15 protein-coding genes are annotated in these 18,610 nt (G+C 68.0%); 5 read left to right on the top strand and 10 right to left on the bottom strand.

Annotation, left to right across the window (positions count from 1 at the left end):
* Positions 1 to 70: 70 nt before the first annotated feature.
* Positions 71 to 1,516: an FAD-dependent oxidoreductase gene (locus AC5P99_RS08900; RefSeq protein WP_005407507.1), complete on the top strand. Its 1,446-nt coding sequence runs from the start codon at positions 71 to 73 to the stop codon at positions 1,514 to 1,516.
* Here AC5P99_RS08900 and AC5P99_RS08895 read toward each other — a convergent pair.
* On the bottom strand, positions 1,502 to 3,910 hold the full coding sequence (locus tag AC5P99_RS08895) for a response regulator (protein WP_495213059.1): 2,409 nt from the start codon (positions 3,908 to 3,910) through the stop codon (positions 1,502 to 1,504). The genes AC5P99_RS08900 and AC5P99_RS08895 overlap by 15 nt on opposite strands.
* A gap of 167 nt (positions 3,911 to 4,077) precedes the next feature.
* Here AC5P99_RS08895 and AC5P99_RS08890 point away from each other — a divergent pair, with 167 nt between their 5' ends.
* Entirely contained in the window at positions 4,078 to 4,944 is an 867-nt protein-coding gene (locus AC5P99_RS08890) for a methylglyoxal synthase (protein WP_149500590.1), read from the top strand.
* A 495-nt stretch (positions 4,945 to 5,439) separates the two neighbouring features.
* Here the strand turns inward: AC5P99_RS08890 and AC5P99_RS08885 are convergent, their stop codons facing one another.
* From AC5P99_RS08885 to ttcA, 3 genes are read right to left on the bottom strand one after another with little or no spacing between them, the layout of a single operon-like run.
* Complete coding sequence (locus AC5P99_RS08885) at positions 5,440 to 6,219, bottom strand: M48 family metallopeptidase (protein ID WP_049449745.1); 780 nt, start codon at positions 6,217 to 6,219, stop codon at positions 5,440 to 5,442.
* 59 nt (positions 6,220 to 6,278) lie between these two features.
* Positions 6,279 to 7,184, bottom strand: coding sequence for a recombination-associated protein RdgC (locus AC5P99_RS08880; RefSeq protein WP_005411825.1), 906 nt, complete (start codon positions 7,182 to 7,184; stop codon positions 6,279 to 6,281).
* 36 nt (positions 7,185 to 7,220) lie between these two features.
* Positions 7,221 to 8,141, bottom strand: a complete 921-nt coding sequence (gene ttcA, locus AC5P99_RS08875; protein WP_049449744.1) for a tRNA 2-thiocytidine(32) synthetase TtcA — start codon at positions 8,139 to 8,141, stop codon at positions 7,221 to 7,223.
* Positions 8,142 to 8,231: 90 nt separating this feature from the next.
* Between ttcA and AC5P99_RS08870 the strand changes: the two genes are divergently transcribed.
* Positions 8,232 to 8,435 carry a YdcH family protein gene (locus AC5P99_RS08870; RefSeq protein ID WP_279702770.1) on the top strand — a complete coding sequence of 68 codons (204 nt, stop codon included), beginning with the start codon at positions 8,232 to 8,234 and terminating at the stop codon, positions 8,433 to 8,435.
* An 88-nt stretch (positions 8,436 to 8,523) separates the two neighbouring features.
* Here AC5P99_RS08870 and plsB read toward each other — a convergent pair whose 3' ends face one another.
* From plsB to AC5P99_RS08850, 4 genes are all read right to left on the bottom strand, one after another.
* Positions 8,524 to 11,160, bottom strand: coding sequence for a glycerol-3-phosphate 1-O-acyltransferase PlsB (gene plsB, locus AC5P99_RS08865; protein WP_005407500.1), 2,637 nt, complete (start codon positions 11,158 to 11,160; stop codon positions 8,524 to 8,526).
* Positions 11,160 to 12,113: a hypothetical protein gene (locus AC5P99_RS08860; RefSeq protein WP_049449743.1), complete on the bottom strand. Its 954-nt coding sequence runs from the start codon at positions 12,111 to 12,113 to the stop codon at positions 11,160 to 11,162. The genes plsB and AC5P99_RS08860 overlap by 1 nt, the downstream gene beginning before the upstream one ends.
* A gap of 424 nt (positions 12,114 to 12,537) precedes the next feature.
* Entirely contained in the window at positions 12,538 to 13,263 is a 726-nt protein-coding gene (gene pyrF / locus AC5P99_RS08855) for an orotidine-5'-phosphate decarboxylase (RefSeq protein ID WP_049449742.1), read from the bottom strand.
* Complete coding sequence (locus AC5P99_RS08850; protein WP_021202272.1) at positions 13,260 to 14,183, bottom strand: 5'-nucleotidase, lipoprotein e(P4) family; 924 nt, start codon at positions 14,181 to 14,183, stop codon at positions 13,260 to 13,262. Before AC5P99_RS08850 ends, pyrF begins: the two co-directional genes overlap by 4 nt.
* A 101-nt stretch (positions 14,184 to 14,284) precedes the next feature.
* Here AC5P99_RS08850 and AC5P99_RS08845 point away from each other — a divergent pair, with 101 nt between their 5' ends.
* On the top strand, positions 14,285 to 14,938 hold the full coding sequence (locus AC5P99_RS08845) for a YceH family protein (RefSeq protein WP_495213058.1): 654 nt from the start codon (positions 14,285 to 14,287) through the stop codon (positions 14,936 to 14,938).
* Positions 14,939 to 15,016: 78 nt separating this feature from the next.
* Here AC5P99_RS08845 and AC5P99_RS08840 read toward each other — a convergent pair whose 3' ends face one another.
* Both AC5P99_RS08840 and AC5P99_RS08835 read right to left on the bottom strand, forming a co-directional pair.
* Complete coding sequence (locus AC5P99_RS08840) at positions 15,017 to 15,541, bottom strand: GNAT family N-acetyltransferase (protein WP_495213057.1); 525 nt, start codon at positions 15,539 to 15,541, stop codon at positions 15,017 to 15,019.
* 260 nt (positions 15,542 to 15,801) lie between these two features.
* Complete coding sequence (locus AC5P99_RS08835; RefSeq protein ID WP_049402880.1) at positions 15,802 to 17,778, bottom strand: UvrD-helicase domain-containing protein; 1,977 nt, start codon at positions 17,776 to 17,778, stop codon at positions 15,802 to 15,804.
* 99 nt (positions 17,779 to 17,877) lie between these two features.
* On the opposite strand from AC5P99_RS08835, the gene AC5P99_RS08830 reads away from it, so the two are divergent.
* Positions 17,878 to 18,606: an SEL1-like repeat protein gene (locus AC5P99_RS08830; RefSeq protein WP_005411816.1), complete on the top strand. Its 729-nt coding sequence runs from the start codon at positions 17,878 to 17,880 to the stop codon at positions 18,604 to 18,606.
* Positions 18,607 to 18,610 lie beyond the last annotated feature (4 nt).

The following is an 18,610-nucleotide window of genomic DNA, read 5'->3' as shown; positions in this document are numbered from 1 at the left end:
CTGGCCGGCAACCCAGGACCACGTAGTGCCGGCCGCTGGCCGGCAACCGCAAAACACCACAGAGCCCGCCATGAGCCGCAAGCACGCCTTCCAGTTCCTCGACCTGCCCCGCACCATGCCGCAGCGCATTCCGGTGGAACTGCGCACGTCCGGCGACTGGGGCGAGTTGTACGGCAAGTTCGGCAAGGAGGACGCCCAGTACCAGGCCGGCCGTTGCCTGGACTGCGGCAACCCCTACTGCAGCTGGAAGTGCCCGGTGCACAACGCCATTCCGCAGTGGCTGCAGCTGGTGCAGGAAAACCGCATCCACGAAGCGGCCACGCTGTGCCACAGCACCAACCCGCTGCCGGAAGTGTGCGGCCGGGTCTGCCCGCAGGACCGGCTGTGCGAAGGCAGCTGCACACTGGAGGAATTCGGCGCAGTCACCATCGGCGCGGTCGAGAAGTACATCGTTGATACCGCGCTGGCCACGGGCTGGCGCCCGGACCTGGGCGCGGTGCAGCCGACCGGCCACAGCGTGGCGGTGATCGGCGCTGGCCCGGCCGGGCTGGCCTGTGCCGACCGTCTGGCGCGCGCCGGCATTGCCGCCGTGGTCTACGACCGCTACGAGCAGATCGGCGGCCTGCTGCAGTTCGGCATTCCCAGCTTCAAGCTGGACAAGGATGTGATCCACCGCCGCCGCGAAGTGCTCGAGGGCATGGGTGTGCAGTTCCGCCTCGGTGTGGAGATCGGCCGTGACCTCAGCGTGCAGCAGCTGCTGGACAGCCACGATGCGGTGTTCGTCGGTACCGGTGCCTACCGCTATACCGACGGTGGCCTCGACGGCCAGGACCTGAAGGGCGTGCTGCCGGCACTGCCGTTCCTGGTGCAGAACAGCCGCATCGTCGGCGGCGATGATCCGAAGGGCCGGCCCATTGCCGGCTGGGAAGACAGCATCGCCCTGCCCGACCTCAACGGCAAGCGCGTGGTGGTGCTCGGTGGCGGTGATACCGGCATGGACTGCGTGCGCAGCGCGGTGCGGCTGGGCGCGGCCAAGGTCACCTGTGCCTACCGCCGCGACGAAGCCAACATGCCCGGCAGCGCGCGCGAAGTGGCCAATGCGCGCGAGGAAGGCGTGCGCTTCCTGTTCAACCGCCAGCCGCTGTCGATCGAAGCCGGCGCCGACGATGAGGTGATCGGCGTGACCGTGGTCGAAACCCGGCTGGGTGAGCCCGACGCCAATGGCCGCCAGAATGCGGTGCCGATCGACGGCAGCGAATCGCTGCTGGAGGCCGATGTGGTGATCATCGCCTTCGGCTTCTCGCCAACCGTGCCGGCGTGGCTGGCCGAGCACGGCGTGGAAGGCCGGTCCAACGGCCGCATCGTGGCTGGCGGCAAGGACCGCCTGCCATTCCAGACTGCGCACCCGCGCCTGTTCGCCGGCGGTGACGCAGTGCGTGGCGCCGACCTGGTGGTGACCGCCGTGGCCGAAGGCCGCGACGCCGCCGCCAGCATCATCCGCCTATTGGCGCACTGATTCCGGCGCCAGCAGCACGGCCAGCAAGCCCCGCAGTTCCTGCGCCGCCACCGGCTTGGCCAGGAAATGATCGATGCCCGCTTCGCGGCAGGCCTCGCGGGTGCGATCCAGCGCGCTGGCCGTGAGCGCGATGATCGGGACCTGCGCGCGAACCGCGCAGGCGTCGGCGCGGATGGCCCGTGCCAAGGCAAAGCCATCCATGTGCGGCATGTGGCAGTCGGTGATGACCAGGTCGAACGCCCGCGCCTGCCAGGCCTCGAAGGCCTGGCGACCATCGGCGCAGGCGTGCACCTGCAGACCCAGATCATGCAGGCGCTGCTCCAGCAGGTGCAGGTTGGTGGGGTGATCTTCAGCTACCAGCACCCGGGCCGACGACAGTGGCCGCGCCGCCTCTGCCGGAAGCGGCAATGCCTCGGCAGGCAACTCACAGGCGTCCAGATCCAGTTCCAGCCACACGGTGGTGCCCTTGCCTGGCGCGCTGCGCAGGCACAGTTCTGCTTCCATCGATGCAGCCAGTTCACGGCAGATCGCCAGGCCCAGGCCGCTGCCGCCGAAACGGCGCGTTGTCGATGCCTCGGCCTGGGTGTAGGCAGCGAACACCGCCTGTTGCCGTTCCGGGCTGATGCCCACCCCGCTGTCACTGACCTGCAGGCGAAGACGTTGGCCGCGATCGTGCTGCTGCAGCACCTGCACCTGCAGATCCACGCCGCCATGCTCGGTGAACTTGAGCGCGTTGCCGGCAAGGTTGAACAGGATCTGGCGCAGGCGCAGGCCATCGGCCAGCGATCCGGCCTGCAATTCCGGATCAAGTTCGATCCGCAGATGCAGGCCCCGGCTGGCCGCCACCGGCATCAGCAACTGCTGTACCGCGCGCACCAGTGCCGCCACGCTCGTGGGTCGCAGCTGCAGCGGCAGTGCCTGCAGCCGTTGGCTGTGCAGCACGTCGTCCAGGATCTGCCGCAGCATCTGGGCAGCATCACCCACGGTCACCAGCACCTGTTGCTGGCGATGATCCAGATCGCTGCCCTCCAACCGCTCGAGCATGCCCAGCAGGGTGCTCATCGGCGTGCGGATCTCGTGGCTCATGGTTGCCAGGAAGTGGGCCTTGGCCAGCGCTGCCTGCTCGGCCGCACGGCGCGCCTCGGCCAGCGCATGGGTGCGCGCCTGCACTCCGCTTACGTCGATCCAGTAGCCACTCCACTCGACGTCGCCGCTGTCCAGGGACAGCGGCCGTCCATGCGAGTGGACCCAGCGCCAGCCTTGTGGCGAGCGCGTGCGGAAGGTGACATCGATCGGGCCCCGCGCCAGGGCAGCGGCGTCGACGGTATCCATCAGCCGCGAGCGATCATCGGGATGAACCGCAGCCAGCAGGCGCTGATGATCGATCAGGGCGGTTTCCACGCTGATTCCGAACAACGCCTGCACGTCGCCTGCGATCTGGGGAAAGCTGTAGTGGCCGGTGGCAGAGCGACGCACCTGATAGACCACCGCTGGCAGGTTCGAGGTCACCTCCTGCAGGCGTTGCGCAGCCACGCGGCGACGCTCGCTCTCGCGATGCACGCGCCAGTAGCCGAAGGCGTACACCAGCATGAGCGCCAGCAGGGTCAGCGAGGCCGGCACCAGCCAGCGCAGGGGGGACGCAGAGGGCGGGTGTCGCGGCTGGTTCGGCAGCCAGGACGTGCGGATCGCCTCGCGTTCGTTCGCGGTCAGCTGCGACACGGCCCGCTCGAACACCGGGATGACGTCGGCGCAGGCGGGCACGGTGGCCAGCACCGGCGCGTCGTCGATTCCGGCCGGCGCAGCGATTACCAGCGGCTCGCCCCGATAGTGGCGCAACGCGGCCTCGACCTCCCCAAGATTGGCGACCACGGCATCGACCAGGCCCGTGCCCAGCAGTGACAGGGCGTCGTCGATGGGGGCGGGGGGCAACAGCTGCACGCCAGACGCCTGTTCGGTCAGCGCCCCGACCAGCGACAGCGGGTCGGGACTGGCCACGGTGCCTCCGCGCAACGCCTCCAGGCCCAGCACCGGCGATGCATCCCGGCGCCGCACGATGACCTGTGGCAGCTGCACGTAGGGCGCACTGGCCACCCACCCCGTCGGCAACTGCGAGCGCGACCAGCCCAGCAGTGCCTGGACGTCGGGCGGCACCGTTCCCTCAGCGATGGCGGCGGTTGGCAATGGCTGCATCTGCAGTGGTCGCTGCGCGCCCAGCAGCTTCAGGTACTGCGCGCTGAGCCCGCGCGGCTGGCCCTGCTCGCTGGAGGACAACGGCGCGCGGTCGGCGGGCCAGGCAATGCGCAGCGGCGTCCTGCAACCCGCAGCGGCGGCCAGGGCAGGCAACAGCAGGCCGGCCACGACCGCGGTGGCGGCACGCAGGCCAGCGGCGTTCACGATGGGCATCCTCTTCTGGCGGGCGGAATGAACGGCCGCGCAGCGGTACCGCTGCCTCTTACGCTAGCGGCGCGTGGACGAGGCGCAATGAAGAAAGTTGTAAAAACACCAAGATAGGTGAATGGCGACATACACTGCCGCTTTCACCCGTATCTGCGGAGCATTCGATGCGCATCGGCCTGGCTGCCAACCGTCTCCATCACCACGACGCGCGCGCCGCCCTGTTCCGCTGGCTGCGCGTCAGCGAACCCGGCCTGCGCGAGCTGGGCGTGTCGCTGCACGCGGTCGGCCGCACCCATGACGCGATACAGCGTCAGGGCTTCCTGACCGGATACGCGGGCCTGCATCGCTACCCCTACGGTCGCGAGGGTGGCTTGATGAAGCTGGTGGCCGAGGTGGTTGGCATGGGGCCGGATCGGACACTGGATGGCGCGGTCTACCTGATCGATCCGGTCGATCCATCCTCGGTGTTTCCGGAAGCCACGGCGCTGAAGCGGCAGTGCGTGATCCACGGCAAGCCTTTCATTTCCACCGTGGCCACCGCGCGCGACTGGATCGAGGTGGAACGCATCCATGCCGGACTGGTTGCCGATGCTGGCGCCGACGACCTGCATGCGTTCGAAGGACAGACGCTGGCGCTGATCGCGCACGACGCGATGAAGCCGGCGATGCTGGCCTTCGCCGATGAGCACTTCGATGTGCTGGCGCGGTTCGGTGAGCGGGTGGCAACCGGAACCACCGGCCAGCGCTTGAACGAGCTGGCGTGGAGCCGTGGCTGGCCCAGCGATATGCCCTGGGTGACGCGCTACCAGAGCGGCCCGATGGGCGGCGATGCGCAGATTGCCGACCGGGTACTGGAAGGGCGCTGCCAGCGCGCGATCTTCTTCGAGGATCCGCACGTGGCGCGCCAGCATGAGGCGGATATCCAGCTGCTGGAGCGCGCGGTGACGACGGTGACCGACCAGGCGGTGTGCATTACGGCGCCGCGGGTGGCGGCGCGCTGGGCGGCGGCGGCGGCGTTGCGGGCGAGGTGAGGATTTCGGCCAACGGCTGAGCCCCTCGTGATGGGTGGTATCCGAAGGCAAAGCCGTGCTTGGCCGGGCGGGGTGGATTGCGCAGGGGTCGCTGCAAGTACCCCTCCGGGGCCCGGCCCAGCCGCTGGCGGCTGTGCGTTCAGGCGCTTGCGAAGCAGTGCTTCGCAAGCAAAGCGCCTTCACCCCTGTAAGCTCGGTCGCCGCATCCATGCGGCTCACGCCCCTGCGCAACCCACCCCGCCCGGCCACGGACCGATTCCGGTGTGCCCACCACGGAAGAAAGAAAAGAAGAGCAGGCGCGGGTCGCGCGCTGCGCGCGCTCCATGGCGCGTTGCCAGGGCGGGGAATGCTCATCCTCTGCGCAGACTCTGTGCAGCGTCGAGCCTGCCCGACTGCCCAGCCCACTCTCTGGAGGAAAGCCCCTTCTGTTGAAGGGGCGCGCCGAAGGCGGGGGTAGAGGAAGAATGCGCGGGCAACTGCTGTAGCGCCCGCGCGCTATAGCAGTTGCCGCAGCATCGCCTTCAGTCGGCGCCCTTCGAGCTGGAAGTAATCGCGCTGTTCGCGCCAGGCGGGGAAGCGTTGTTCCACTTCGTGCCAGAACGCGGGCGAGTGGTTGGGCTGGATCAGGTGGCAGAGCTCGTGCACCAGCACGTACTCGAACGCTTCCGAACGACCGAGCACGAGGGCCAGGTCCAGTGCCATGCTGCCATCGGGGGCGAGCGAGCCCCATTGCGAGGACATCACCTTCAATCGCAGGCGGCTGGGTGCGCGCGGCAGTGTGGGCAGGTACTTCGGCAGCCAGCGGCCGACGTCGGCGCGGGTCTGTGCTTCGTAGAACTCGCGCAGCAGGCGACGCAGGGTGGCGTCACCACCACGTGTCGGCCACTGCACGCAGGCACCATGCGCGTCGATCTCCAGGCGCGCGTAGCGGCCTTCCTGCCAGCGCAGCGGCAACAGTTCGCCGCGCAGGGGCAGCACGCCGTCTTCGCCCGGCTGCAGCGGTGACGGCAGGCCCTGGCCCTGGTACTGGCGCAGCTGCAGTGCCAGCCAGTCGCGGTGCTGTTCCAGGAAGCGTTCGCCCATCACCAGGCTTGCGCGCGGCGGCAGGGTCAGGCGCGCGCCGCGTTCGTCCACGCTCAGCTTGATGCGGCGCGCACGCGGATCGCGCACGCGCAGTACCTCGATCTCGGCATCCTCCAGGCGCAGGCGAACGGTGTCGCGCTGTACGGTGGCGGGCGGGGTCGGGCTGATCAGGCGGCGCAGCAGACGGCTCATGCGCCCAGCATAGCGCCGCTTCGGGCCGCCGGATGACCGGCGGCCGTCGGGCTGCCTGTTCAGTCAGCCTTGCTGAGCTTGAAGGCTTCTTCCAGCAACAGGAACAGACGGCGGATCTCGGCGCTCTGCAGGGCGAAGCGGGCGTCGAACTCGGCGCGGCGGCCGTCTTCGTCGGCATGCTCCAGCTGGTCCAGGGCGCCGTCGAGGAACTTCAGCTTGCGCACGATCAGGTCGTCGCCGATGACGAAGGACAGGTTGTCCTCGAAGATCAGCGCCAGCTTGGTCACCTGCTTGCCGGCGTCCAGGTGCTTGTCGATCTCGTCGCAGCGCAGTTCCTGGTGCTGGCACTTGACCACCGCGCCGCCTTCCACCGGGTCCTTCATCTCGCACTCTTCGCCCAGGCTCAGCCCGGTCGGCAGCGGCTCGCCGGCGATCCAGCCGGTCAGGATCGAACGCGGCGCGACTTCGGCGTTCAGCGGCATCGCCGGGAAGCTGCCGAGCAGGCCGCGGATGTCGGACATGAAGTACTCGCCGGTCTTGCGGCTGGAGGTATCCACCGCCACGTAACCGTGCTGCAGGTCGATGAAGGCGTCGTTGCGCGAGGACTTCACGAAGGCGCGCGGCAGCAGTTCATGCAGCAGGTCGTCCTTCATCCGCTTGCGTTCGCGGCCACCCGGGCGGCGGCCTTCCTTCTCCTCGATCTCCTCCAGCTTGCGCTCGAGCAGGTCGTTGACCACCGCCGCCGGCAGGATCTTGTCCTCGCCGCCCACGGTCAGCCACAGGTGTTCGGCGATACGGTGGGAGAGCAGTTCCTTCTCCTCGCGGCCGAACGGCGAGATGAAGCCGCGTGAATTCATTTCCAGTGCGCCGACCGGCTTGAGCAGGGCGTGCGGCAGCAGCGTGTCGACTTCGGAAAAATCGGTGGTGGTCGGGAAACGGAAGAACGTCAGGTTGCGAAAGAACATGGAATTCCGGATGGCAAAGAGGAAGGGCGACCGACCTTAAACGGTGGGCGTCTCGGGATCTGCGTCGGCGTCGGCCGTGGAACCGGCCAGCCAGGCATGGGCGTCAGGCAGCGGCGCGTCGTCGCGACGGCCCAGCGCCATGAAGTCGAACAGGGTGGTGTCGGCCAGCTGCGAGGGCCGGACTTCGCCCATGGCGCGCGCGATCTGCTCGATGCGGCCCGGGTGGTCCTTCTCCCACTGCTTCAGCATCAGGCCGACCTGGCGGCGCTGCAGGTTCTCCTGGCTGCCGCACAGGTTGCAGGGAATGATCGGGAACTGGCGTGCCTGCGCGTAGTCGACGATGTCGCTCTCGCGCACGTAGGCCAGCGGCCGGATCACCACATGCTTGCCGTCATCGCTGCGCAGCTTCGGCGGCATGCCCGACAGCTTGGCGTGGTGGAACAGGTTCATGAAGAACGTGGCCACCATGTCGTCGCGGTGATGGCCCAGCGCGATCTTGGTGAAGCCGTGGGTCTCGGCGTAGTTGTACAGCGCACCACGACGCAGGCGCGAGCACAGCGAACACATGGTCTTGCCTTCCGGGATGACCCGGCTGACCACCGAATAGGTGTCCTGCTCGATGATGTGGTACGGCACGCCCAGCCCGGCCAGGTACTCCGGCAGCACGTGCTCGGGGAAGTCCGGCTGCTTCTGGTCCAGGTTCACCGCCACCAGCTCGAACGGCACCGGCGCCTTCTTCTGCAGCTGCAGCAGCACGTCCAGCAGGGTGTAGCTGTCCTTGCCGCCGGACAGGCAGACCATCACCTTGTCGCCGGCCTCGATCATGCCGAAGTCGGCAATCGCCTCGCCGACCTGGCGGCGCAGGCGCTTGGCCAGCTTGTGCTGCTCGCGCTCGGCCACGCGCGGATCGCGGGTGGCGCGCGGCTGGGGATCGGGGAGGGAAATCACGGCACTCATGGGCTCCATTCTAACGGCTCGGAGCGGCCACGGCCGGGGGTCGGGATTCCCCTCTCCCGGCGGTCATCATCGCTGTGTATCCTCGAAGCCGTGGATACCTACGACCCCGCCGAGATTGTCGAACGCCTCGCCGTCCTGCGCGCCGAGCACCGCCTGCTGGATGAACAGATCACCCGCATGGCCGCCAACGGCGAGGACGAGCTGGAATCCAAGCGCCTGAAGCGGCGCAAGCTGCAGTTGAAGGACTGCATTGCCAGGCTGGAAAGCCTGCAGATTCCCGACGAACCGGCCTAAAGACCGTCCTGGTGGGTGCCAACCCTGGTTGGCACGGCTGGAAGGTGTGGACCAAGGTCCACACCCACCGCATGGCCCGGCGCTGCCTTCAATCCTGCGGCGCCGGCTCGTCCGGGCGCGCTGCTTCCGGGCTGACCCGTTCGATGGTGTGGCGCAGCTCGCGGCCAAGGATGAACTTGGCGTCCTTGGCCCAGGCATCCAGACGCTCGTCGAACAGCAGCTTGCTGTTCTCGTCCGGCCACACCAGGCGCAGTTCGCGCAGCTTCTGGATGAAGCCGCGGAACAGGGTTCGGTCGAAGAACTCCGGCGCGGCCGGTGCATAGAGCAGGCTCAGACGCTGCGCCGCCTGCTGGCACAGGCTTTCCAGCTCGGCCGCACCCAGCACGCCCGGGCCGTTCTTCACCAGCACCGAAATGGCGATGTAGTAGCGCTCGAAGGCCTGCTGCAGCGAGTGGCCGATCGCACGCAGGCGGAACACCTCGTCGGTCTGCCCGGTGTTGCGCGCCAGGATGCCGCCGTCGTCGTCATTGACGTTCTGCAGCAGGCCCTCACGCACGAACACGTTGATGGTCTGGTCGATGCGCTGTGCGAATTCGTCCTCGCTCCACGGCAGGAACAGCTCGGCCTGCAGGAACGGGTACACCGTGCGGCCCAGCTGGACCAGGCCGGTACGGCTCATGCGGCGGTTGTTCTGGAAGCAGCAGGCCACCCACGACGAGGCGGTGAACAGGTGCAGCACGTTGTTGCGGAAGTAGCTCAGCAGCACCGCGGTATCGCCGCTGACGCTGAGCACGTCGCCCAGCGGGTGCTTGATGCGGGTGAGGACGTTGATTTCCTCGGCGTGGGCGATGATCCGCTCCGGCGAGTGCGGGGTCACCGTCACCCGGTCCGAATACGGCATCTCGACCAGCAGCGTCTTGCACAGCTCGATCTGCGCGATCAGGTCGGCCTCGCCCATCGCGTGCTTCGGCGTGGACAGCAGCGCCAGCGCCAGCAGGTTGATCGGATTGACGTCAGCTGCGCCGTTGATGCGCACCTGGATGCGTTCGGCCAGCGTGTCCACCGTGGTCGACAGCCAGGCTGGCTTCTCGTCCTCGGACACCGCCTCGCCCTTCCACTCCGGCGCCTTCTCGGCCAGTACGTCGTTCAGTGCGATCGGTTCGCCGAAGTTCACCACCACCTGGCCGTAGTTCTGCTTGAGCACCTTCGGGATGCCCCACAGCAGCGACCAGATCGATTCCTTTTCCTTCGGCCGGCCGGACAGTTCGTCCAGGTAGCTGCCGCCTTCCATCAGCTTCTCGTAGCCGATGTAGATGGGCTGGAACAGCACCGGCTTGCGCGGCTGGCGCAGGAACGCACGCAGCGTCATCGAGATCATGCCGCCCTTGGGCTGCAGCAGTCGGCCGGTACGCGAGCGGCCGCCTTCGACGAAGTACTCCAGCGAGTAGCCGCCGGCCACCAGCTGCGCGACGTACTCACTGAGCACGGCCGAGTACAGCGCGTTGCCACGGATTGAGCGGCGGATGAAGAACGCACCGCCCTTGCGCAGCAGGGTGCCGACCACCGGCAGGTTCAGGTTGATGCCGGCCACGATGTGCGGCGGCACGATGCCACGGTCGTACAGCAGGTAGGACAGCAGCAGGTAGTCCATGTGGCTGCGGTGGCTGGGCACGTAGACCACTTCGTGACCCGGCGCGGCGGCCTTGAACTTGTCCAGATGGTGCACCAGCACGCCCGCATAGATGCGGTTCCACACGTGGCTGAGCATGAAGCTGGCCGAGCGCACCACCGGGCTGGAATAGTCCGCGGCGATTTCCCAGGCGTAGGCGTGTGCCTTCTTCCAGGCATCGGCCGTCTTCGAATTGTCGCGCTTGGCCTGCGCGGCGATCGCTTCGCGCACCGGTTCGGCGGCCAGCACCTGGTCCACCAGCAGGCGACGGGTCGACAGGTCGGGGCCGATCACCGATTCACGGATGCGGCGGAAATGGGTGCGCAGCACGCGCTGCAGCTTGCGTACCGTGCGTTCCGGCTCCAGGCCTTCGTCGATGATGGAACGCAGCGAGATCGGCGGCGCGAAGCGGACGATGGTGCTGCGGCCATTGAGCAGCACCGCCAGCAGGCGGCGGAAGCGGCCGACCAGCGCCCAGTTTTCCGAGAACAGCACCGCGAACCAGCCGCTCTGCTTGTCCGGCGCGCGGCCGACGAAGATCGACACCGGCACCAGGTGCACGTCCAGGTCATCGCGCACGCGATGTGCCTGCAGGACCTTGGCCAGCGAGTCGGAATGGGTCTTGGCACCGCGCTGCTCGGGGATCAGCGAATTGCTGGAGCTGCGCCGCGACAGCGCCAGGTAGGCGCGCTTGCGGCCGGTCGGGTCACCGGCCAGCGGCACCAGCGGCGACGGCAGGCCGGCCTGGCGGCAGGCCTTGTCCAGGATCAGCGCGTTGGACAGGCCGTAGTCTTCCAGCACGTACATGACCGGGCGGCCATCGTTGTACTGGCCCGGGTCTTCCGGCTCGATCTTCAGCGACAGCCACGGCTCGACCAGGCGGCCCAGCAACCGTGCCCACAGTGGGCGTCGGCCGGCCGGACGCGCGTGCGCGGGCGGCGGTACCGGGTTCGGGCCGGTACCGGTCGAGGGGGACGCCGGCACCGTATCGGCGGGCGTCGACTGGGATTCTTCGCCGGGGAACGGCAGCGGGTTCTGTTTCGACATCGGCGCCATTATGGCTTAGGCGGCGGCGTTGCCGCTTCCCCACCCTCGGCGGGGGCTTCAGCCGGTGACGGCGACGCAGCGGCGCGGGCCGCATCGGCCTTGCGCAGCAGCGCGTCGGTATCGGCCAGGGTGCGGGTCAGGTACCAATGGCCTTCGCGGCGGCTCAGCGGCAGCTGCAGGCTCATCTCACGACCGGCGAGGTCGTAGTGCAGGCGTACCAGGGCGTTGTCACCTTCCACCGACAGCAGTTCGCCGCGCACGCTGCGCAACGCGTCGTCCACGCCCAGCCCGTAGCTGCCCAGCACCGCCTTGAGGGTGTGGATGAACGGCGCCAGCTGCGCCAGGCTGCCTTCCATGCCCGCGGCCTGCAGGCCGGCTTCGTCGTCGAAACCGACCTTGTTGGCGGCGCCGACCAGCGCGGCGATGGTGCTGCGTGCGCGGGCCCGGTCACTGATCGGGGCACCCTGCGCCCAGCTGGCCAGGGTTTCGACCAGGGCGATGTAATGCGCCTGTTGGCCAGGCGTATAGCCCTTCTGGTGGCGCAGGTACTGCACACCGAAGTTGCCCATCGATTGCGCGGCCTGGCGAACCGCGCCGGCCTGTCCGGCCAGCTGGCGATCGAAGCTGCGCTGCAGTTCGGCGCTGGCGTTGGGCTTGCGCAGTGCGGCCAGCATCGGCAGCAGCTGGTCGCCCAGCGGCAGTTCGGTCAGCGGCCACTGGCTGTGGCCTTCGGTCCAGGCCTGTTGCAGGCGCTGGTACTGGCTGGGCGGCACCGACAGCTTTGCATAGCCGACCAGATCGTCCTCGGCCAGGCGCAGCGCCATGGCCTGCACCGCCGCGACCGGCTCGGCCGCCGGCTTGGCCGGGTCCTGGGCCGATTCACGACACGCCGCCACGGCCAGCAGCAGCATGGCTGCCAGCCCCCATCCACGCGCAGACCTTCCTCGCACTGCCACGCTCATGCACTCGGACTCCCCGGACCGGTCCGCATCTTGCGGCCTGTGACGTGACAGCGGCAAGCCGGGACGTCACGGTTTCCGCTGTTGCTTGTGCAAGTCACTGATGGGAATAAAAAAAGAGCCGGGATCACGGGGATCACAGGCTCTTCAAACCGGCGCAGGGCCGGTGGACAGTGTTGTGGCACATGTCCGGTCCGAGGACCGGATGGCGGCGATCCTACGCTGGCGTTCAAGTTAAGGCAACACTTCACGTAGTGCGGCCTAAATTATTGATTTTATTGATCGTCCTGATGCCTGGCATGGAGACCATGAAATCTACGGCAGGTTTTGCGGCGATTCGGGCACAACCGCTTGCTGGACGGATGCAGAAACGCCATCCCGCGCGGGTCGGGATGGCGTTCGGGCCTGCAGCCTGCGCAACGGAATCTCAGCGCGCAGCCAGCGCCGACGCGATTTCCTGCTGGATGGCCCGGGCCGCGGCCTGCGGATCGGTGGCCAGGCGGATCGGACGGCCAACCACGATGGCATCGGCGCCATCGGCAAAGGCCTGGGCCACGCCAACGGTACGCTTCTGGTCATCGCCGACCGGGCCACCGGGGCGGATGCCCGGGCAGACGATCGAGAACCCGGCGCCGGTAGCGGCGCGGATCGGGCCGGCTTCCTGGCCTGAGGCGATCACGCCAGCGATACCGGCCGCCTGCGCGGCCAGCGCGCGTTCGACCACTACGTCCACCGGTTCACGGTCGATGCCCATCTGCGCCAGGTCCGGGCGGCCCATCGAGGTCAGCACGGTCACCGCCAGCAGGCGCATGTCGCTGCTGTTGGCGGCGGCGCAGGCTTCCATCATCGCCGGGTGCCAGCCGTGGATGGTGGCGTAGCTGACCGGCCACTGCGACAGGCGCTTGATCACCGCCGCGGCAGTGGCCGGGATATCGAAGAACTTCAGGTCGACGAACACGCGCTTGTCGCGGCGGGCCAGCTCGTCCAGCACCTGGAAGTACTCGCCCGACGCCAGCAGTTCCATGCCGATCTTGTAGAACGCCACGCTGTCGCCAAGGCGGTCGACCCACTCCAGCGCCTGCGCGCGGTCAGGCACGTCCAGCGCGAAGATCAGGCGCTCGTCATCGCGCAGCGGCAGCGGCGCGCGGCTCACGGCGCGTAGTCCAGGGCTGCGCGCTTGGCGTCGTGGCGGGCCTGGCGCGACTGGCTGTAGTCATTGTTGAACTGCGCCGGCTCGAAACCGCCGTAGGTCGGGTTCGGCAGCATCCACCAGCGCTCGCCGAACCAGTCGTGGTACTGCTGCAGCAGGGCGTCACGGCCTTCGTTGGTGTTGGCGGTCACTTCCACGAAGTCGCCCAGCTGGTCGCCGAACTGCATCAGCACGCGGTACTTCTGCCCGGCCAGGCGGCGGCGGCAGTTCTTCTCGCTGCCGGCCTGCTCGCAGCCTTCGACCACGGTGCCCAGGCCCAGGAACACGCTGTCATCGGCCACCGGCAGCCCCTGCTCGCGCAGGTTGGCCAGGGTCGCGTCCTTCAGGTGCACGGCGCGGTTGGAGATGTACAGCAGGGTTACGCCCTTGGCGTTGGCGGCCTTGGCGAAATCGACCACGCCCGGAATGGCCTTGGCCTTCTTTTCGGCCACCCACTGGTCCCAGCTCAGCTCGTCGTATTCCTTGCCGTCGCGTACCAGGCGCGCCTGGTAGGGCGAGTTGTCCAGCACGGTCTCATCCACGTCCAGCACCACGGCCGGCTTCAGGCCCTTGGCCTCGTTGCCGCGTTCCTCCGGCACCAGCGCATCCCAGTGCGCTTCCTTCAGCGCGGCGTCCAGGTGGTCGGCGGCGGCACGGTAGGTCTGCTCGGTGATTGCCTTGTACTCCTGCGCGCGCTGCATCCACAGCACGGCGTTGAGATTGTCGTTGGCGGTCGCATCAAGCGCGCCATCAGCCTTGGCAGCGGCGGCCGGGGCCTCCGGGGCAGCGGCTTCGGCAGCAGGCGCATCCACGCGCTTGCAGGCGGACAGGCCCAGCGCCGCAGTGGCGAGCAGGGTCAGGGACAGGGAAACGGGACGACGCATGGATTCACCGGCAATCAGATATACCGGCGCATTTTACCGGCAAAGGCGGCCCCGGGACGGCTATGCTTGGCGGTTGACCCGTTGCCCTTCCGGAGGCCGCCATGACCGATTCCGTCCAGACCCCCGACGTCCCCCTGCTCGACGCCGTGCAGACCCGCCTGCTGGGCTGCCTGGTGGAAAAGGAGGCGACCACGCCGGACACCTATCCACTGACGGTCAATGCCGCCCAGTCGGCTGCCAACCAGAAGACTGCCCGCGAGCCGGTGATGAACATCGACGCCGGCAGCGTGCAGCACGCGCTGCGGCAGCTGGAGGCGTTGGGCCTGGCCCGCCAGCACTTTTCCTCGCGCGCGGACCGCTACGAGCACCGCCTGCAGGCCGCGCTGGACCTGACCCGGCAGCAGACCGTGCTGCTGGCGCTGCTGTTGCTGCGTGGGCCGCAGACGCTGGGCGAACTGATCACGCGCAGCGAGCGCCTGCACCGCTTCGCCGACGCCGATGAAGCCCGCCACGCCATCGAACGCCTGCAGCAGCGCGCGCTGCTGGTGGTGCTGCCGCGCGCCAGTGGGCAGCGCGAAGACCGCTACATGCACCTGCTGTGCGGTGAAGTGGACGGTGCGGCGCTGGCGGCCAGGTACGCCAGCAGCGGCGGTGGCAGCAGCGATGCAGCCGACCCGGGCCTGGCCGAGCGCGTGGCCCAGCTGGAAGCGGCCGTGGCCGAGCTGCGGGCGCAGCTGGCCGAACTGCGCGGCTGAGGGGGTGGGTGCCGACCGTTGGTCGACACTGCATCTGAATCGTGCCGACCAACGGTCGGCACCTACCAACATCAGGGGTCAGACCTGCGCCGCACCCGGCGTGGCATACAACCGGCTCGGGCTGTCCACGCCTGGCAGCTGGATCACCCCGCGCTCCTGCATGCCCAACCCCAGCAGGATCTTCCCGGACACCACGTTGTCCAGATCGGTGATGCCATACAGATCGTGCAGGCCCAGCCCAGCGCGCGCATGCGTGAACACCGCCCGCGCTGCCTCACCGGCATAGCCCTGCCCCGCGAATTCCGACAGCACCGCATAGCCAATATCCGGTCCCGGCAGGCCATCACGCCGCACCAGGCCGGCATTGCCCAGCCAGGCGCCATCGGACAGCCGCTCGATGGCGTACATGCCGAACCCGTTCAACGCATAGCTGTGCAGCACACGCAGCGCGATGTAGTCCCGCGCCTGCTCCTCACTGCGCACATTGCGGTCGCCAATGAAGCGCACGAAGCCCGGATCATTCAACAGCGCCAGCATCGGCGCCGCATCGCGATCAGGCTCGATCGCACGCAGGCGCAGGCGTTCACTCTCGATCGGTTGCACAGGTGGACCTCCAGCCGAAACCCCGATTCTGCCTCAACCCCGGCTGCTGCTTTTGATTTTCTTTGCATTGCCGTGGAAGGAAGCGCCCGGCATCTGTCAGAGGCCGATCGGGGTGGGTTCGCGGGGGTATCCGCGCCATGGATGGCGCGGCTAAGCCCCCAGGGACGGGTTCACGGCGTCCCCCGCGAACCCACCCCGATCGGGCACACTGCGGAACCAACGCGTGCCCCACCACGGAGGGGCGGCGCCGTTGGAGCGCCCTAGTCGAACAATGCCTCGATCGCCGCCAACCCCGCACTCGCCCGTTCCTTCTTACGCGCCGCATCGGCCACCGGATCAGCGCCATCACGCTGGATCTCCTCGGCCGGGATCTCATCGAAGAACCGGCTCGGCTTCAGCCGCACATGCTCACCGAACTTGCGCGTCAGCTTGCTGTAACTCATCCACAGCTGGATCTTGGCGCGGGTGATGCCCACGTACAGCAGCCGCCGCTCTTCCTGCAGGTTGCCCTCGTCCAGGCTGACCTGGTGGGGCAGCACGCCATCCTCGCAGCCAACGATGAACACGTACGGGAATTCCAGGCCCTTGGAGGCGTGCATGGTCATCATGCGCACCTGGTTGCCGCCCTCGTCCTTGTCGCTGCGTGACAGCAGCGCCAGCTGGCCGGCCAGGTCGGCGGCGGTGGCACCGCGCGGGCCGCCCTCGAACCACTGCGCCAGCTCCTCGATGTTGTTGGCACGGCGCTGGTAGCTGGCTTCTTCCTTGGCCTGCTGGCGCAGTTCGCTGAGCAGGCCCGATTCCTTGGCGACCTTGCGGATCATGTCGCCCGAGGTGACCTGACGCATCTGCGCGCGCAGGTCGCGCAGGATGTCGGTGAAGCGCGCCAGGCTGTTGGCTGCGCGCGGCGGCAGTTGCTGCAGGGCACCGATCGCCTCGGCGGCCTGCGCCATTGGCATGTCCTTTTCCTGCGCCAGTTCGGCCAGCCTGGCCAGCGTGCCGGCACCGACGTCGCGCTTGGGCGACTGCACCGCACGCATGAACGCGGTGTCGTCGTCCGGATTCACCAGCAGCCGCAACCAGGCCAGCGTGTCCTTCACTTCCTGACGCTCCAGGAACATGGTGCCGCCGGTCAGGTGGTAAGGGATGCGCAGCAGCTGCATCGCCTTTTCCAGCGGCCGTGACTGGAAGTTGCCGCGGAACAGGATGCAGAAATCACTCCACGGCACGTTGCGCGACTGCGCCACGAAGGCGATCTCGGCCGCGACCTTTTCCGCTTCGTGCTCGCTGTTGCGGCATTCCCATACGCGGATGCGTTCACCGTCCGCCTGATCGCTCCACAGCTTCTTCAGGTGCTCATGCGGGTTGTTGGCGATCAGCGCGTTGGCCGCGCGCAGCACGCGGTTGGAGCAGCGGTAGTTCTGCTCCAGCTTGATGATCTCCAGCGTGGGATAGTCGCGCCCCATCTGCTGCAGGTTTTCCGGATTGGCGCCGCGCCAGGCGTAGATCGACTGGTCATCGTCACCCACGCAGGTGAAGTTGCCCTTATCGCCGGCCAGCTGCTTGAGCAGCCGGTACTGCGCGTCGTTGGTATCCTGGCATTCGTCCACCAGCAGGTAGCCGATGCGCTCGCGCCAAGCCAGCGCGATCTCCGGATTTTCCTCCAGGATCTGCACCGGCAAACGGATCAGGTCATCGAAGTCGACCGCGTTGAACGCCGTCAGGCGCAACTGGTAGCGCTCATAGACGCTGGCCGCTTCCTTCTCGCGGTTGCTGCGCGCGGCGGCCATCGCCTGCTCGGGCGACAGGCCGGCGTTCTTGGCGCGCGACACCAGGTTCTTCATGTCCTCGATGTCGTCGGGCTTGGCCCCGTACATCAGGTCCTTGATCTGCGCAGCGGCATCATCGGCATCGAAGATCGAGAAGCCACGCTTCAGGCCCACGGCCGCGTGTTCGATCTGCAGGAACTTCAGGCCCAGCGCATGGAAGGTGCAGATGGTCACCTCGTCGGCGTCCTGCTCGCGCAGGCGCTTGGCCACACGCTCGCGCATTTCCTTGGCCGACTTGTTGGTGAAGGTGATCGCTGCGATGCGGCGTGCCGGATAGCGGCCGCTGCCGATCAGGTGGGCGATCTTTTCCACGATCACGCGCGTCTTGCCGCTGCCCGCGCCGGCGAGCACCAGCAACGGACCTTCGATATGCAGGACGGCGGCGGCTTGAGGGGGATTGAGACCGTGCATGGGAATGGGATTGTAGCGGGGCCGCAGCGGGCGGACCTGACTTGCATGCACGCCGTTCCTAAGCTATTGATTCGCCACCGGAGCACTGGAGCCAGGTGCATGCGCCCGACCGCCCCTGCCGCCCTGCTGGGCACCCTGCTGTTGCTGCTGGCGCCGTTGGCTGCCCGCAGTGCGGACTGCGCGCCCGATGCTGGCGCATCGTTGCGGTCGGCGCTGATGACCCCGGGCTTCCTGCAGGCTCATCCTGACCTGCACTGGCGCGAGCTGGGCCTGCAGTCGTGGCGCCAGGGCCGGCCCGATCATGCGCTGGTGCGTTTCAAGCGGGCGGCCGCGCACGCCGACAAGCTGTCGCAGTCGCTGGTCGCGCGCATGTACCAGGAAGGCACGGGTACCGCCCCTGATCCGGTGCTGGCCTACATCTGGATGGACCTCGCCGCCGAACGCGGCTACCGCGACCTGCTGCTGGAGCGCGAGCGCTACTGGAACCGCCTGGATGCCGCGCAGCGGCAACGGGTGCTCGCCGAAGGACCGGCGCTGTATGCGGCCTACGGCGATGCCACGGCCAAGCCGCGCATGGAGGCTGCCATGCGCGTGGACCGCAGCCGCATGACCGGCAGCCGTACCGGCTGGGTCAGCTCGATGCTGCAGGTGGAACTGTCCGACGGTCCGGAAGCCGGCTGGCCCACCCGTGGCGATGACTACTATCGCGATGCCTACTGGGACCCTGCGGCGTACTGGTGCATGCAGGACCGCATCTGGGAACAGGAATTCCGCGGCCGCAGCGTCGAGGTCGGCCCACTCAGCCCCGTGGAAGGCGCGGGGCGCTGACGTT

Source organism: Stenotrophomonas sp. YJH_SMC_80 (assembly GCF_059372495.1).
The sequence above is the reverse complement of the archived record's forward strand: the minus strand, read 5'-3'. Positions and strand labels throughout refer to the sequence as shown.

Bases quoted from the DNA above. Each gene is read 5' to 3' on its own strand.
- AC5P99_RS08845 (WP_495213058.1), top strand. From the start codon at position 14,285: ATGACCGATTCCGTCCAGACCCCCGACGTCCCCCTGCTCGACGCCGTG.
- AC5P99_RS08885 (WP_049449745.1), bottom strand. From the start codon at position 6,219: ATGAGCCGTCTGCTGCGCCGCCTGATCAGCCCGACCCCGCCCGCCACC.
- plsB (WP_005407500.1), bottom strand. From the start codon at position 11,160: ATGGCGCCGATGTCGAAACAGAACCCGCTGCCGTTCCCCGGCGAAGAA.
- AC5P99_RS08860 (WP_049449743.1), bottom strand. From the start codon at position 12,113: ATGAGCGTGGCAGTGCGAGGAAGGTCTGCGCGTGGATGGGGGCTGGCA.
- ttcA (WP_049449744.1), bottom strand. From the start codon at position 8,141: ATGAGTGCCGTGATTTCCCTCCCCGATCCCCAGCCGCGCGCCACCCGC.
- AC5P99_RS08850 (WP_021202272.1), bottom strand. From the start codon at position 14,183: ATGCGTCGTCCCGTTTCCCTGTCCCTGACCCTGCTCGCCACTGCGGCG.
- AC5P99_RS08835 (WP_049402880.1), bottom strand. From the start codon at position 17,778: ATGCACGGTCTCAATCCCCCTCAAGCCGCCGCCGTCCTGCATATCGAA.
- AC5P99_RS08900 (WP_005407507.1), top strand. From the start codon at position 71: ATGAGCCGCAAGCACGCCTTCCAGTTCCTCGACCTGCCCCGCACCATG.
- AC5P99_RS08890 (WP_149500590.1), top strand. From the start codon at position 4,078: ATGCGCATCGGCCTGGCTGCCAACCGTCTCCATCACCACGACGCGCGC.
- AC5P99_RS08880 (WP_005411825.1), bottom strand. From the start codon at position 7,184: ATGTTCTTTCGCAACCTGACGTTCTTCCGTTTCCCGACCACCACCGAT.
- AC5P99_RS08830 (WP_005411816.1), top strand. From the start codon at position 17,878: ATGCGCCCGACCGCCCCTGCCGCCCTGCTGGGCACCCTGCTGTTGCTG.